The organism is Vagococcus fluvialis (assembly GCF_003337315.1).
Lineage (GTDB): Bacteria > Bacillota > Bacilli > Lactobacillales > Vagococcaceae > Vagococcus > Vagococcus fluvialis.
Map to the genome: position 1 here is coordinate 56,376 of NZ_QPJV01000009.1, position 15,558 is coordinate 71,933.

Annotated in this window: 14 protein-coding genes; 13 read left to right on the top strand and 1 reads right to left on the bottom strand. The window is 30.2% G+C overall.

Annotated elements, in window-relative coordinates:
* Positions 1–19 precede the first annotated feature (19 nt).
* Positions 20–1,279 (bottom strand): MFS transporter, encoded by a 1,260-nt coding sequence (locus tag DFR54_RS09530; RefSeq protein WP_114290018.1) that lies wholly within the window; start codon positions 1,277–1,279, stop codon positions 20–22.
* Positions 1,280–1,374: 95 nt separating this feature from the next.
* Here DFR54_RS09530 and DFR54_RS09535 point away from each other — a divergent pair, with 95 nt between their 5' ends.
* The 13 genes from DFR54_RS09535 to DFR54_RS09595 all read left to right on the top strand — a co-directional run bounded on the left by DFR54_RS09535 (position 1,375) and on the right by DFR54_RS09595 (position 15,547).
* Entirely contained in the window at positions 1,375–2,352 is a 978-nt protein-coding gene (locus DFR54_RS09535; RefSeq protein WP_114290019.1) for a helix-turn-helix domain-containing protein, read from the top strand.
* A 131-nt stretch (positions 2,353–2,483) separates the two neighbouring features.
* Positions 2,484–3,974, top strand: coding sequence for a DEAD/DEAH box helicase (locus DFR54_RS09540; RefSeq protein ID WP_114290020.1), 1,491 nt, complete (start codon positions 2,484–2,486; stop codon positions 3,972–3,974).
* A gap of 83 nt (positions 3,975–4,057) precedes the next feature.
* Positions 4,058–4,453 (top strand): nucleoside-diphosphate kinase, encoded by a 396-nt coding sequence (gene ndk, locus DFR54_RS09545; RefSeq protein WP_114290021.1) that lies wholly within the window; start codon positions 4,058–4,060, stop codon positions 4,451–4,453.
* Positions 4,454–4,715: 262 nt separating this feature from the next.
* Entirely contained in the window at positions 4,716–5,414 is a 699-nt protein-coding gene (locus DFR54_RS09550; RefSeq protein WP_114290022.1) for a response regulator transcription factor, read from the top strand.
* Positions 5,386–6,735, top strand: coding sequence for a sensor histidine kinase (locus tag DFR54_RS09555; RefSeq protein ID WP_114290023.1), 1,350 nt, complete (start codon positions 5,386–5,388; stop codon positions 6,733–6,735). Before DFR54_RS09550 ends, DFR54_RS09555 begins: the two co-directional genes overlap by 29 nt.
* 104 nt (positions 6,736–6,839) lie before the next feature.
* Entirely contained in the window at positions 6,840–7,457 is a 618-nt protein-coding gene (locus tag DFR54_RS09560) for a PepSY domain-containing protein (protein ID WP_114290024.1), read from the top strand.
* Positions 7,458–7,604: 147 nt separating this feature from the next.
* Positions 7,605–8,474, top strand: coding sequence for a helix-turn-helix domain-containing protein (locus DFR54_RS09565; RefSeq protein ID WP_114290025.1), 870 nt, complete (start codon positions 7,605–7,607; stop codon positions 8,472–8,474).
* A complete protein-coding gene (locus tag DFR54_RS09570) occupies positions 8,474–9,391 on the top strand; it encodes an FAD:protein FMN transferase (protein ID WP_114290026.1) in 918 nt (305 codons plus the stop codon). Before DFR54_RS09565 ends, DFR54_RS09570 begins: the two co-directional genes overlap by 1 nt.
* Positions 9,392–9,406: 15 nt before the next feature.
* Positions 9,407–10,015 carry an NADPH-dependent FMN reductase gene (locus DFR54_RS09575; protein WP_114290027.1) on the top strand — a complete coding sequence of 203 codons (609 nt, stop codon included), beginning with the start codon at positions 9,407–9,409 and terminating at the stop codon, positions 10,013–10,015.
* Positions 10,016–10,028: 13 nt separating this feature from the next.
* A complete protein-coding gene (locus DFR54_RS09580; protein WP_114290028.1) occupies positions 10,029–11,216 on the top strand; it encodes an NAD(P)H-dependent oxidoreductase in 1,188 nt (395 codons plus the stop codon).
* A 260-nt stretch (positions 11,217–11,476) separates the two neighbouring features.
* The gene (locus DFR54_RS09585) at positions 11,477–12,418 is read left to right on the top strand and encodes an AAA family ATPase (protein ID WP_114290029.1); all 942 of its coding nucleotides are present in this window, start codon (positions 11,477–11,479) and stop codon (positions 12,416–12,418) included.
* Between the two features lies 1 nt (position 12,419).
* A complete protein-coding gene (locus tag DFR54_RS09590; RefSeq protein WP_114290030.1) occupies positions 12,420–13,433 on the top strand; it encodes a DUF58 domain-containing protein in 1,014 nt (337 codons plus the stop codon).
* Positions 13,430–15,547, top strand: coding sequence for a transglutaminase-like domain-containing protein (locus DFR54_RS09595; protein ID WP_114290031.1), 2,118 nt, complete (start codon positions 13,430–13,432; stop codon positions 15,545–15,547). Before DFR54_RS09590 ends, DFR54_RS09595 begins: the two co-directional genes overlap by 4 nt.
* The last annotated feature ends 11 nt before the right edge of the window (positions 15,548–15,558 follow it).

Consider the following 15,558-nt stretch of genomic DNA (forward strand, 5'->3'; position numbering starts at 1 on the left):
GCTTATTAGGCAGTCTTTTTTATTGTTTAACAGTTATTGGATCAACTACTTTTTTACCGTAAAAGCTTGAAATAAGTAAGAAAATGACTGATAAAGTACCAAATAGTATCCAACTTAATGTATCACTAAAGACATTGGCTGAACCTAAAAAGATTAATTGGCCAATAGGTGTTCCTGCCATAACTAAAATACTAAAAATACCACTTGTTAGCCCAAGCTTTTCTTCAGGTACTTCACTAATAATATAAGCTGAGATTCTGGGGTTTATTTTACCTAGTAGGTAACCAAGTGTAAATAATAAAGTAACTAGTAGTATCTTGGATGGGAGTAAGATAATAGTAATAGGTAGTAAAGCAGTATTAAGTAAAATTAAGCTAATAATGAGTAAACTTGAAACATCTTTGAAAAAATCTTTTGTAAATAATGAACCTAGTAAGATACCAATTGAACTACTAATGCTAACAATAGCTAAAGTATTAGGAAGATTATTGAACCACAGAACATTTCTATGGATTAAGGAAACATTTAATAAACCATCTGAAGAAGAACCTAGTAGATTAATTAAAACTGCGAAAATAATAATCATTTTTAAGAAAGGATTTTGTAAAAATAAGTGAAGGGTTTCTTTAAAATCTCTTCGAAAATTATTTTGTGAGTTAATTTTATTCTCAGCTAAAGTTAGGTCAAATTGATTTAACAAGTTATAGTGACTTAAAATAATCCCACCAGCAACTAAAAAAGTAATGGCGTTAATAATCGCAAATAGAGAAAAGTTGTAGTTTAACTGAACGATGAAAAATGCTCCTGCCCCTTGAAAGATTAACTGAATGAGAGTTTGAAGAGCAGTTTGAAACCCCATTGCCTCCATTAAACTGTCTTTTTCCACTAAAAGTTTAATAAAAGGAAGTTGTAAAGCGCTACTAAAGAAACCAAAACAATCAGCAACGACATTAATTAAAAGTAATATCATAAATAATAAAAAATTGGGTTTAAGTAAAATCAACCATGCTAGTAAGATAAATAATAGAAATTGAATGAATCTTGATAAGATATTCCATTTTAATTTATTTTTTGTGGCATCGGCTAAATGGCCAACAAATGGTTGGAAAAAGCTAGGAATGAAAATCGCAACAGATGCTAGTGAAACGGCTAAAGTATTAAAGGGTAATGTACTGGCATAGACAATAAAAACAATATTGTAAAGACTGTTACCGATAGCGTTTAGTAGAGAAGCATTTGTTAATGTGCGGTAACCTTTGTTTGAAAAATAAGTATTCATGTTTTCCACCTCGATGTTTATTTGTTAATTTCAGTATAGATGGGTTAAACTTAAGATAAGATAAAATTCTACTATAGTGGAAAAAAGGTGAAAAGATGAATGAAGGACAATTATTTAGAAAGCTCAGAAAAGATAGAGGGTTAAGTTTAGAGCAAGTGGCAGACGAGATGAACAGTGTTTCTTTTATTAGTAAGTTTGAAAAAGGAAACTCAAACATTAGTATGCACCGTTTAGAAAGATTGCTACAAAATATTAATGTTTCTTTTGAAGAGTTTCTATATTTAAGAGAATTAGATAATGTACCTAACTTAAATCAGACACTAAAAGTTTTACGGGGCTATTTAACAAGTGATTTTTATTTTAGTTTAGCAGAAATCATGGAAACTATTTCTAATATCAATGAAATAGGTTTTAAAGAAGGAATTAAGAGAATGCAAACCTTTAAAGCAAACATGAATCCTAAAATTAGTTGGCAAAAATTTGTTAGTATTTATTGTGATATTTGTATTTATACGTATAAGTCTAATCTAGATGAAAGCGATGAATTAGAAACTGGGACTGTGATGAAAGAAATAAATTACCTTAGTAAACCAATAGTTTCTTATTTGTATAAAGTTGAAGACTGGGGCGTATTTGAAGTACTATTATTTAGAATGTTTTTCTTTTCTTTTACAGCAGAACAAGTAAGCCATTTATTAAAAATAGCTATCTCAAGAACTAAAAAAGAAGCCAGACTACAAGTTATGGCAAATTTAAAAATAGATGTTCTGTTTTCTGCCTTTTCTTATTTTGTTAATTTTAGATATGAAAAAGAAGCTGAAGAAACATTAGAGATTGCTAGAGGTTTATTAAAAAATGAAAGAGATTTAACAAATAGTACCTGTTTACTATTTTATGAAGGGTGGTTCACTATTGTTTTTAGAGATATGGAAAAAGGATTGCAATCTTGTTATCAATCAATTTCTATTTTCAAAATATTAGACCAACCAGAATTAGAAAGTAGATTTCAGTTGTTTTTGAAAAATATTTTAAAAAATAAGGAAGAACCAGATAGTTACTATATGTTTGTGTGATTTTAATGATAGTTGCTACCTTTTACGTGTGTTATTTGGTTAATCGTGTTAAACTATTGAAGCTAAAAATAAATTTAAACGAGTCAAATGAATCTTCTTTTGCTTGTTTAGTAAGTAAAAGGATGTTTTATATGAATCAAAATAAATTTTCAGATTATAAGTTAGACCCAACGATTATTAGGGCTTTACAAGTTTTAAAATACGATGAGCCAACAAAAGTTCAACAAGAAGTGATGCCTTATCTTTTAAATAAAAAAGATATTATCGTTAAATCACAAACAGGTAGTGGAAAAACAGCTGCTTTTGGTATTCCTTTATGCCAAATTGTTGATTGGGAAGAAAGAGCGCCACAAGCCTTAGTTTTAACACCAACCAGAGAACTCGCGACACAAATTAAAGATGAAATTTTTAATATTGGTCGATACAAACGAATTAAAGTAGAAGCTTTATTTGGTAAAAGTTCGTATCAATCTCAAGTTAAAAACTTAAAACAAAGAACGCATATTGTAGTAGCAACACCAGGTCGTTTATTTGATCATATTTATAGAGGAACAATTGATTTAAGTAAAATCAAAACAGTCATTATTGATGAAGCTGATGAGATGTTTGCTATGGGATTCATTGACCAAGTTGAGCAAATCTTACAAAGATTACCTAGAAAAAGAACAACAGCTTTATTTTCAGCAACGATGCCAAAAGCTGTAAAAAATCTTTCAGAAAGCTTTTTAAAAAATCCTCAAACCATTGAAATTAAAGCGACAAATGATTCTAAGAAAAAAATCCATCAAGAATTTGTTAGAGTGGAAGATGATTATAAATTAGTTGCCTTGAAAAATTTACTTGTTGTCAAGAATCCAGAAAGTAGTATTTTATTCTGTAATACTAAAATCATGGTTGATAATTTAACAAAACAACTTCAAAAATCCGGAATTGCTGTTAATATGTTACATGGTGGTATGGAACAAAGTGATCGTAGTCAAGTCATTCAAGACTTTAAACGTGGTTACTTTAGACATTTAGTCGCAACAGATGTAGCCGCTAGGGGAATTGATGTAGCGGATATAGAATTAGTTGTGAATTATGATTTACCTGAAAAAGCAGAAACTTACGTTCACAGAATTGGACGTACTGCTCGTTTCAAAAATAGCGGAAATGCCCTTTCTTTAGTCAATCATCATGATAAAGGTCAATTTGATATGATTTTAGAAGCTCAAGATAGATTAATTGAAGAAATTGAAGTTCCTTCAAAATCAATTGTTGAGAAATACCAAATCGAATTTGATGAAAAACAAAGTAAAAAACCAATGCTTAGAAAAGAAAAAGGCCACGATTTTAAAGATGATATTATGAAAATCCATATCAATGCTGGTAAGAAAACTAAAATGAGACCAGGAGATGTTGTGGGAGCCTTATGTAATATTGAAGGTATGACAGGAGATGACATTGGTGTTATCAACTTAATGGATATTTCAACTTTTGTGGAAATTTTAAATGGCAAAGGTGAAATGGTTCTAAAAGAGTTACAAAGAATGCCAATCAAAGGCCGTATGAGACGAGTGAGTCGTTCAAATGAGACGACTTATGAAAGAGATTTAAAACAAATGAATCGAGGAAAAAGATAAGCCTTTGTTGCTTATCTTTTTTTATTGAAAGTATAACTGATAACGTTTACAATTAGAAGGTATAGATAAGGAGAGGTTATAGAATGGAGCAAACTTTAGTTATAATTAAACCAGATGGTGTTCAAAAAAGGCTAGTAGGTGAGATTATCTCTCGCTTTGAAAAAAGAGGTTTTACTATCAAAAATATGAAAATGGAACAACTAAAAGAAGACGTAGTAAAAGAGCATTATGCTCATTTAAAAAGTGAACCATTTTTTATGAATGTTGTTAAGTTTATGACATCTGGTCCAGTTGTTTGTCTTATATTAGAATCTCCTTTGGCTGTTCAATCAGTTAGGCAGATGGTAGGAGCAACTAATCCTCAAGAAGCATTACCTGGAACTATTAGAAGTGATTTTGGTTTTATCTCAAGTTCTAATATTATTCATGCATCTGATTCCATTGAAGCGGCAGAAATTGAAATTAAACGATTCTTTTAAGAGGAGGTTGTGACGAAAGTAGTCACAATCTCCTTTTTTTTCAAATAAACGGTGTAATAGAAGTAGCTTTTTCGGAAATAAGTCGAAAATTACCAAAAATTAAAAAGCAATTTTTGTAATTTCCTTCTTATTTCTTAAAGCTAAACACTTCTGTTACATCCTACTTTTATGAAGAAATCTTCATTTAATTTTATACCTATTTAATAGTTCTTTGTAGGAGTTTTTAGTAAACTATAGCTATAGAGATAAAAGGAGGGTTAAAATGAAACAAACCAATATTCTTTTAGTTGAAGATGAAGAAAGTTTAGCAAGTTTCATTCAAACCGAGTTAGAATTTGAAGGATATAAAGTTATTTGGGCTAAAAATGGTGAGGAAGCTTTAACTTTTTTTGAAACACATCAATCCGAGATAACTTTAATTTTACTAGATTGGATGTTGCCGATTTATGATGGGATAACAGTAGCACGTCGAATTCGTAAAAAAAGTGATGTACCAATTATCATGATGACAGCAAGAAATCAAACGACAGATATTGTCATTGGTTTAGATACAGGACTAGATGATTACTTAACTAAACCCTTTGAAATTGAAGAGCTATTTGCACGTATTCGTGTTATTGAAAGACGATTGTTAAAAGAAACTAAGGTAAGTGATACCCTTGAATTTAAAGGTATTAGTATTAATATCTCTAAACATTTGGTAACAATAAATAATGAAACGATTGAACTAACACCAAAGGAATTTGGCATTTTATATTTACTGATGAAAGAACCCAATGTTGTTAAAACTAGAGATGAGTTACTTAATGAAGTTTGGGGCTATGATTATTTTGGTCAGACTAATGTTGTTGATGTTTATATTAGAACCTTAAGAAATAAATTAGGACCAAAAAGTTTTGGAAAGATGATTCAAACGATTAGAGGTGTAGGTTATGTTCTTAGAGAAGATGAGAAAAAATAAAGATACTGCCCAGTATCAATTAACTAAAAAATTTATCAGCATCTTTTTAGTAGTTTTAGTTATGATGAACCTACTGTATTTATTTGCCTCAGGGAAATTTGTTTTTGAATTTGTTAAAAATAAATCGGAATCAACAATGAATACTCTTGTTTTTGAAGAAAATGAAAAAATAAATTGGTCTAAAGAAGTGGATCGAGTTATTTCTGAAAAAGATGGCGATGGGATGATTGTAGTCGATAATTCAGGCAATGAGTTTTTCTCTGTTAAAGCAGAAGCGCTTTTCAATGAGTTATATCAAGGTAAATCCTTACCATTTGTTAAACCGATTATTTTTAGTGAGGAAGGTATTTATTATGTTAATAGCAAAGATTACGGTGATTTTACTGTTACTCTAGCAACTAATAGTGAGATGGCAGTTGACTTAGTAGTAGGAATGTTAAGGATAAATATTATTCTAAATTTACTAGCAATTGTTATTGGAAGTTTTGTTATTTATAGAAGTACAAAACACTGGAGTCGGAATCTTAAAAACATGTCAAAAGAAATTAGAGAGCTTGATTTAAGTCAACAGTCTCAAATAAAAGTACCTAATAATCCTTTAGAAATCAAAGAAGTGGCACTGGCTTTTAATCAGCTTTTGATAAAACAGGAAGAAGCAATAGAAAGAGAAAAGAAATTTATCACAAATGCTTCTCATGATTTAAAAACACCGATTGCAGCAATTAGAGGCCATGTTAAGTTGATTCAAAGAAGAGGAGAAAGTCATCCAGAAATTATACCTAAGTCCTTATCTTTTATTGACACAGAATCAGAGCGCCTGGAAAAATTAAGTCATCAGTTATTGATTTTAAATGAAGATCGAAATGAGTTTCTTAAAGAGAACATAAACTTTTCTGAAATGGTAGAGGCTGAATTAAATAGAAATAAGTTACTTTTCCCTAGAAAATATACATCAACTATTGAAAAAAATATCGTAATACAAGCAGTGAGAGGTGACTTAGTACAGATTGTTCAAAATTTAATTGGCAATGCTATTAAATATTCTACTGAAAATGAAGGTATTGATGTTCAGCTAAAAATAGATCAACCAAAGATTATTTTTTCAGTTTCCGATAACGGGATTGGAATAGATGAAAAGCATAAAAACAAAATATTTGAGCGTTTTTTTAGAGTAGATGATTCTAGAACAAGCAATATTGAGGGCTCTGGAATAGGGCTATCTATTGTTAAAGAGATTGTGGAAAAATATCAAGGAAAAATTATAGTTAAAGATAACAAACCAAAAGGCACAATTTTTATTGTAGAAATCCCTAAAAATTAAATGAAGAAATCTTCATCTAATCTTTTTTTAAAAGGAGAGTTAATTAGTGAGGTTCTTGATAAGATAAGTATATAAGATAAAAAACATAAGGGAGCGACAAAAAAATGAAAAAAACATTATTAATTAGCATGAGTGGATTATTACTAAGTGTGATGGTAGGCTGTACTCAAAAAGCAATTGAAAAGCCTGTGACAGAAGAAACAAAAGTTACAGCAACCTCAGAACAAACAGATGCTACATCTGGAGCAACAATTAAAGAAGGCTCATATGATATGACTAAAGTAGTCCCAGTCACAGAGATAATTGAAGTTTATAAAAAAGAAGCTCCAGACTCAGATATTACATCAATTGATTTAGATTACTCAAGAGCTGGTTTGAGATACAAAGTTGAAGGCGTCGATAATGAAACTGAATACGAAATCAAAATAAACGCTGAAACAAAACAAGTTGAAAAAACAAAACAAGAAAAACTAGATCGAGAAGATCGTGATGGTATTAAAAGAGAAAAAGAAAAACTAGATTTAAATAATATTTTATCCATTGAAAAAGTAACTGAACTAGCAGAAACAGAAGCAAAATCAGGAAAAGCTGTTGAATGGAATTTAGATAGAACTTTAAATGTTACCTATTGGGAAGTAAAAGTGAAAGATGGCAATAAAGAAACAGAAATCAAGTTAGATGCTAAATCAGGTGAAGTTTTAGAAGTAGAAATAGATGATTAGTAAAAAGAGTTAACAAGTAAAAACTTGTTAACTCTTTTATGTATTTTAAATATATAAAATTTTATATAAACGAGTTGACTAAAAATATAAGAAGAGTTATGATGAGTTTATCAAATATGTGATAAATAACACAAAAGAGGTGATAAAATGAATGTAGATGTTTTTATTGAAGCAAGAAAACGTAAAGGATATTCTCAAAGCGAATTAGCTGAAGGAATTTGTACACAAGTTACGTTAAGTCGATTTGAAAATAACGGACAAGCTCCCAGTTTGAAAATTCTTATCAAATTATGCCAACGACTTGAATTACCAATTGGGGAAATTTTTCCTAAAATAGGTATTAAAAATTCTGAGATAATTGAAAAAATGAATGAAGTTGAGTTTTACTTTATAACAAGTGAGTATAAAAAAGCTCAAGAACTTCTAAATGAAATTAAAATTGATGAAGAAGAAAACTCTGAAATAAACTTAAGATACTTGTATTTAAAAGGATTTTTAATGATTTTCAAAAAGAAACCAATTACAGATATTTTGTTTACTTTTGACAAGATTATCTTATCTGAAACATTAGCTGAAAATAATATTTATAGTCTATTAGCTTATACTGGAGTTGGTATGGCTTACCATCAAGTAGAAGATTACGAAAAGTCTGAATACTATTTCGATAAAGTGATTGAAAAAATTTATTCTTACCCAATAAAAGAAATAGAAGATACTTGGAGAGTGCTGAATATTTTATTCCACAGCAGTGTTTTTTATGCAGATATAAATGAATTAGCTTCGAGTAACGCTTTATTAGAATATGCTATTTCTATATGCTCAGAAAATCACGTAACATACTATTTAGCAAGAGCTGCCTTTCAATTAACCTTAAATAGCATAGCTGAAAAAAGAGAAAAACTGATAACTTTAGAGTTACTTTATGATGCAAGAGCGTATGCAAAAATTAATAAAAATAAGGTACTACTTCAAAAAATAGAAACTTTAGAACAAGAGTTAAAGAGTGGTGAGAATTAATGTGGCAAAGTAAGCAAGTACACATGATGGGAACAATTATTGACTTAACAATTAATCACCCCAAAGCTGAACAAATCTTAGAAGAAAGTATCAAGTCTCTTAAGATTTATGAAAAAAGATTTAGTGCTAATGATGAAAATTCAGAATTAATGATATTAAATCATCAAGCAGGAAAAGAAGAAATCCCAGTTCACCCTGATTTATTTAACTTAATCCAAATTGGAAAAGAACATAGTGTTGTTGAAGATAGCTACTTAAATATAGCGATTGGGCCTTTGATAAAGGCTTGGAAAATTGGATTTTCAGATGCAAGAATTCCTAATCCAAAAGAGATTGAAAGTTTGCTAAAACTAATTGATGCTGATCAAATTCAATTAGATGAGGTGAACCAAACTGTTAAATTAGCTAAGAATATGGAACTTGATCTTGGCTCACTAGCTAAAGGTTTTATTGCAGATTTAATAATAACTGAATTAAAGAGTAAGGGAGCCACTAGTGGACTAATTAATCTTGGCGGTAATATAGTCACTTTTGGAACACCGAAAAACCCAAATAGAGAGAAGTGGCACATTGCTCTAAGAAATCCAGAAGGTACTAGGGATGATTTTAAACTAATACTAAAAGTTCAAGATAAATCTGTCGTTACCTCAGGAATATATGAGCGTGTCTTGAAAAAAGATGGAGAAAAATTTCATCATATTTTTGATTCTAAAACAGGCTATCCATTAAAGACAGACATTTTGAGTTTAACGATTATTTCTGAAAAATCTATTGATGGAGAAATTTGGACCACAAGATTATATGGTAAGGAAGCCACAAGAATTATAGCAGAAGTTAACGAATTAAAAACAATCGAAGCGATTGTAGTGACAAAGAATCAAATTTTTTATTCTGATAGCATAAAAGAATTTTTATAAGAAAGAGGAATTTAAATGAAAAAATTAATTGGTATGGTAGGAACTAACTCAGATTTTTCGACAAATAGAAACTTGTTGTTATTTATGAAAAAACATTTTAAAGAACAAGCAGAGATTGAAGTTGTGGAAATCAAAGAAATTCCTTTATTTAATAAACCAGAGAGCAAAGAGTTACCAAGTAGTGTTTTAGAAATTGCTGAAAAAATTAATGCAGCAGATGGAGTGATTATTAGTACACCTGAATATGATCACGCTGTTCCGGCTTCCTTAATGAATGCACTTAATTGGCTATCTTATCATATTTATCCATTTCTAGATAAACCAGTTATGATAACAGGTGCGTCTTATGGAACACTAGGCTCATCTCGCGCACAACAACATTTAAGACAAATGTTAGATTCGCCAGAATTAAAAGCTAGAATTATGCCAAGTTCAGAATTTTTATTAAGCCATTCTTTACAAGCATTTAATGAAGATGGAAGTTTAAAAGATGAGGAACAAATTGAGAAACTAGAAGGTCTATTTAAAGATTTTATGATTTTTGTTGATGTGATGAAGCAGTTAGGAAATGCTCATGAGGCCAATAAAAAAGAAGCAGAAAATTTTTCTTGGGAAACATTATAGAGGAGGAATAAAAATGAAATTAGTTGGAATAGTTGGATCAAACGCAGACATATCATATAATCGTACTCTATTAAATTATATGGCAAAAGAATTTAAATCATTAGTTGAAATTGAAGTGTTAGAAATTAAAGATATTCCATTGTTTAATCAAAGTGACGATCAAACAATGAGTGAACCTATTCAAAAATTAAGTAAAAAAATCGAAGCAGCAGATGGTGTGATTATAGCAACACCGGAACACAATAGAAGTATTCCAGCAGCGTTAAAAAGTGTTTTAGAGTGGTTATCATTTAAGATTCACCCATTAGAAGATAAACCTGTGATGATTGTAGGGGCTTCTTATTATGATCAAGGTTCATCTCGTGCTCAATTAGATTTAAGACAAATACTAGATGCGCCAGGAGTTAATGCAATGGTACTTCCTGGGAATGAATTCTTACTTGGGAAAGTCAAAGAAGCTTTTGATTCATCAGGTAACTTAAAAGATATTAAAACTAAAGAATTTTTAGAAAAAACACTGAAAAAATTTATTCAATTTGTTTCTCTTGTGACAAAATTAGAGGAGAAAGAAAAAGTAGAGTTACCTAAAGAAGATTTACATGCAACAGGAAAAATCAAAACAACGATTGAAGACGTTGCAATGGATGCTGATGATTGGGTAGAACAAGCTAGTAAAAAAGTCGATGCTATTGAAGGAGATACGTACGTTAAGTTAAATAGAGGGATTTTAACAGTCAATCAGCTAAATTATTTCTTATCTTCTATGCCAATGGAATTAACTTATGCAGATGATAACAATCAGTTTTTATATTATAACCATGTATCAGAAGCAGGAGATATGCTAGCCTCAAGAACACCAGCTCAAGTTGGTAATCCATTAGCAAACTGCCATCCAGAAGCCGCTTTAAAAGGTGTTGAATGGGTCGTTCAACAGCTACGTTCAGGCCAAACAGATTGTGTCAGAGTTAATGTGCCTACTCATGGACCTGATAAATATGTGGTTCATAATTACCAAGCAATTCATGATGATGAAGGAAATTACGCTGGAATTAATGAATACATATTAGATTTCAAACCAATTATTGATTGGTACTTAAAACAAACAGGACAAACATTGGTTGGAGATGTTGATGCTGTAACAAGTGCTTCAAATAAAGATGAAGAAGTAGATGCAACAACCAGTGCGTCAGTGAAGAGCTAGTGACAGAAGTGTTCAGTTTCAAGAAATAAGAAAGAAATCACGAAAATTGTTTCTCAAATATTTGTGATTTTTGGCTTATTTCCACCGAAGCTACTTCTGTGACACCATTTAATCATAATTAGGGAAGTGTGACTTATTTTTGTCACACTTCCTTTTTTTATTTATTTATGTCATCTTTATTAAGAATGAACACAAATAAAAAGACACAAGTTTGGTATAATAGTTAACATATCAATTTAAAAATAAAAGGAGTTGTCAAGATGTCTGAAAATAATATAAATAAATTACCAAATTTGGTAGATGAAATATCAAGAGTTGTATTAGGGAAAAGAGATATTATTGAACTTACAATTACAGCTATTTTAGCAGATGGTCATGTTTTATTTGAAGATGTACCTGGAGTTGGGAAGACTCTGTTAGTTAAAACAATTGCGTCAGCTTTACAAATAGATTTTAACCGGATTCAATTTACACCAGATCTGTTGCCAAGTGATATTATCGGTGTGTCCATATTTGATCAAAGAACTCATGAATTTAAATTTCATGAAGGTCCTATTTTTACAACCTTGCTTTTAATTGATGAAATTAATCGAACAACACCTAAAACCCAAGCAGCACTATTAGAAGCTATGGCAGAAAAAAATGTGACAATTGATAATAAAACGTATGACTTGTCTTCCAATTTTACAGTTCTTGCAACACAAAACCCTTTAGAATACGAAGGCACATATCCATTACCAGAAGCTCAATTAGACCGTTTTTTATTTAAGTTAAAAATAGGTTACCCTGAATTTTCAGATGAGTTAACTTTGATGATGGGCGAAAAAAGAGAAACTATTGATGTGAAACCGATTTTAACCGTTACAGAATTATCTGAACTTAAAAAAGAAGTAGAATTAGTTTTTCTTCATGAAAAAGTAGCAGAGTACGCACTAAACCTAGTTCATGCTTCTAGAAATCATGATGCTGTTTTACTAGGAATTAGTCCTCGTGGTAGCGAAGCTTTTGTAAAAGCAGCTAAAGCTTATGCCTTACTTAAAGTCAGACAACATGTCGTACCAAGTGATTTTCAAAAAGTTTTACCAGCTTGTTTTAGCCATAGAATTCAACTTAAAAATAAAGATGTTCATCATAATAATCAGATGGCTGAAATTTTAGAGCAGATAATTCAGCGAGTGCCAATTCCAATTCGGAGGGATTAATATGTCTAAAGTGAAGTCTTTTTTACCTTTGATGCTATACGGTTTATTTTATTTATTTGTCTTTACTTATTGGATGACCTTTACAAGTAAAGTGTCTTGGATATTATTACTATTTATGACTTTATTTTTAGTTGTTGATTCATTAATGATGTTTCAATCAGTTAAAAAAATAAAGATACACCCCTTAAATTTATCTCATATACATCTTGGAGAGAAGCGAGAGGTAACAGTTGAATTAGTGAGTAAAACAAATTCAAAACTATTTTTTCCGATTTTAATTATTAAATGTAATCAGTTAAATCTAGAAAAAAATTATTTCTTATTTTTTAAACAACAAAAAACAATTTCATTTGAGTGGCAACCTAAAGAAAGAATGCTCCTAGAAATACTTGAGTTTGAAATTACGAGTAGTGATTTTTTTAGTTTTATAACAAAGAAAACTAATTTTAAGTTTGAAACTAATATCTTAGTCTTACCTGCTAAAATTGAGAACGTAGAAAAAGTCATGGAAGTTGTTTATCCTAATCTTAGAAAAACTCTTTTTGGAGAACCAACCTTTAATTTAGAAAAAATTAGTCGATACAGAACAGGTGACTCTATTAAGAAAATTGATTGGAAACTATCCAGTAAAAAGCAAGCTTTAATGGTTAGAGATTATGAAGAATATGAAGAAAATAGACTGATATTAGTTTTTTATGGTCGTGAATCCAAATATTTTGAAGACATGTTAGCTGTCTTTTTTAACCTTTATCAAATCTATTCATCAAAGGATATCTTGTTCTTTATAGTTGGAGAGGGAATTTCAGGTAAGGAAGTAGCATTAACAGGAGATGCTTTTTCAAAGATTAAGGCCAGTGAGAACCCAGGAGAATTACCAGATTTACCTAATCATAGAATAATTATCTTTACGCCAAGACCAACTAAATTATTAGATAAAGCACTTGGAAGACTAAATACAAGTCAAAAGATAGATGTTATTGACTATAAAAAACTAAAGGAGATGGTTGATTTATGAGACAAAAAAGACCTGAGCAACTAGCTTTTTTATTATTATCAGTCAGTCTATTTAGTTTAGTATTTCCAATTATTTTGGAAGTTTTTAATATCCCTCATAATAAGTGGTTGATTGTGACAATTAGTGTTTTAAGTATTATCGCTCTTTTTATTAAGAAATACTGGATTAAAATACCAAGTTATCTTTTAGTTATTATGTGTAGTTTTTATTTGACTTATAACAGAGATGGTTATCCATCATTTTGGGTAATAAGTAAAATTTTTTATTCAGAATTTAGCCGTTTTATGACAGGAAAACTAACTGATATCCCTTTATTTTTACCACATATTTTTATTCTTTTATTTTTATTAGTTTTAGTGGAACTTCAATTTAAAGCTAGAAAAACAACTTTTGTGGGGCTTGTATTAGTTAGTTATTTACTCCTTTTAGATGTGTTTAATGACATTGATATAGTGAAACCACTTGTTTTTGTGATCCCTTTAATCCTTTTAATCAAAGTTGTTGTTAATCAAGGCATACCTAACCCACTTTCATTAATAGCACCGCTTATTTTTATCTTAACGTTATCTCTGATTATATGGGGACTTCCAACAGAAAAAATAGAATCTTATTTACTAGGAAAAACTGTCACTTATCGCACGAAAATGACTAAATTAGGAGTTTATGCCACTATTGATCAAAGAAAATATGGTGGGATTTCAAGATCTGGATTTGGAGAAGATGATGCTGAACTCGGTGGAGCAATAGCTGATGATAGGAGAGTTCAATTTGAAGTTAAGCAAAAAAATCCTCATTATTGGCGAATTGATAGTAAAGAAATTTACACAGGAAAAGGATGGGAATCAACTGATTTAGCTAAAGAAGCACCTAGTTATTTTGAAGAAGAAATCCCAATAGAAAATGGTTTAGTCAATAGTTTAGAAGATGAGCTAATAGAAATTTCTTTTATCAATCCAGTTAACTATGTTCCTACAACTTACGGAGAAATGAAAATAACTTCTAAAGTAAATCGAAAAAGATTTGAACAAAATAGGGTAACCAATCGAGTTAATTTAGCAGATAGTAATTTAAAAAATAAATTTGAAATAAATCTTTTTCCCTCAAATTATTCTGAAGAAGAACTGAAACAAGTAGCTTTAAGAACACCGATTAGTGAAGTCGATTATTTACAATTACCAGAGAATTATTCTAAAAAAGTCACGGATTTAGCTCGAGAAATAACGCAAGGTAGTTCTAATTTATTTGAACAGGTTAAAAAAATTGAGAGTTATCTAAAAAATTCATCAGAACTTACTTATTCTAAAACAGATACTAGCTATCCAGGTACTAATCAAGATTATGTAGAGCATTTTTTATTTGAATCACAAGTAGGCTACTGTGATAATTTTTCAACAGCAATGATAGTCATGTTAAGAGGTCTTGATATACCAGCTAGATGGGTGAAGGGATTTAACACAGGAGTTGTCACAGGGAAATCAGAAGAGATGGATGTCTATTCTATTCGCAATGAAGATGCTCACTCTTGGGTTGAAGTTTATTTTGAAGGGTTTGGCTGGATACCTTTTGAACCAACACCAACCTTCAATCAGCCGAAAATAGAAAAGAATGAATCAAACACGGAATCAAGTACTGAACAAATGCCAAACACTAAAGAAAGTGTAACGAAAACAAGCGAAACAAAAAAAGAAGCAGAAGAAAAAGAGCAACCTATTGGGAAACAAGTGAGTCAAGTAAAGAAAAAAATTGACTGGGATAAATACGTACCGATTATTTTAGCTATTTTACTAACTTTATTAGTAGTAGCCGGATTAATGGCTTATCGCTATTTACTCTATATTCAAGGACTATTTTTATTAAGAGATGAGAAAAAAGGTTTCATGAAGTTGTATCCGAAGATTTTAGAAAAGATGGAAATGAAGATTTCTCGTGACGAAAATATGCCTTTAGCAGAATTTGCGACTCTTTTTGAGATGCAATTTTCAGATTATAAACCTCATTTTAGTGAATTAACAGAGCTTTATGAAAATGAATTATATGGTAATATCCAAGAATTTGAAGAAAAAGATAAAGAAAAAGTCTTAAATCTAATTCTTTTAATCATTAAAAAGAATTAAAATAACCTAAC

Coding starts and splice junctions, on each gene's coding strand:
- DFR54_RS09530 (WP_114290018.1), bottom strand. CDS start 1,279: ATGAATACTTATTTTTCAAACAAAGGTTACCGCACATTAACAAATGCT.
- DFR54_RS09535 (WP_114290019.1), top strand. CDS start 1,375: ATGAATGAAGGACAATTATTTAGAAAGCTCAGAAAAGATAGAGGGTTA.
- DFR54_RS09540 (WP_114290020.1), top strand. CDS start 2,484: ATGAATCAAAATAAATTTTCAGATTATAAGTTAGACCCAACGATTATT.
- ndk (WP_114290021.1), top strand. CDS start 4,058: ATGGAGCAAACTTTAGTTATAATTAAACCAGATGGTGTTCAAAAAAGG.
- DFR54_RS09550 (WP_114290022.1), top strand. CDS start 4,716: ATGAAACAAACCAATATTCTTTTAGTTGAAGATGAAGAAAGTTTAGCA.
- DFR54_RS09555 (WP_114290023.1), top strand. CDS start 5,386: ATGTTCTTAGAGAAGATGAGAAAAAATAAAGATACTGCCCAGTATCAA.
- DFR54_RS09560 (WP_114290024.1), top strand. CDS start 6,840: ATGAAAAAAACATTATTAATTAGCATGAGTGGATTATTACTAAGTGTG.
- DFR54_RS09565 (WP_114290025.1), top strand. CDS start 7,605: ATGAATGTAGATGTTTTTATTGAAGCAAGAAAACGTAAAGGATATTCT.
- DFR54_RS09570 (WP_114290026.1), top strand. CDS start 8,474: ATGTGGCAAAGTAAGCAAGTACACATGATGGGAACAATTATTGACTTA.
- DFR54_RS09575 (WP_114290027.1), top strand. CDS start 9,407: ATGAAAAAATTAATTGGTATGGTAGGAACTAACTCAGATTTTTCGACA.
- DFR54_RS09580 (WP_114290028.1), top strand. CDS start 10,029: ATGAAATTAGTTGGAATAGTTGGATCAAACGCAGACATATCATATAAT.
- DFR54_RS09585 (WP_114290029.1), top strand. CDS start 11,477: ATGTCTGAAAATAATATAAATAAATTACCAAATTTGGTAGATGAAATA.
- DFR54_RS09590 (WP_114290030.1), top strand. CDS start 12,420: ATGTCTAAAGTGAAGTCTTTTTTACCTTTGATGCTATACGGTTTATTT.
- DFR54_RS09595 (WP_114290031.1), top strand. CDS start 13,430: ATGAGACAAAAAAGACCTGAGCAACTAGCTTTTTTATTATTATCAGTC.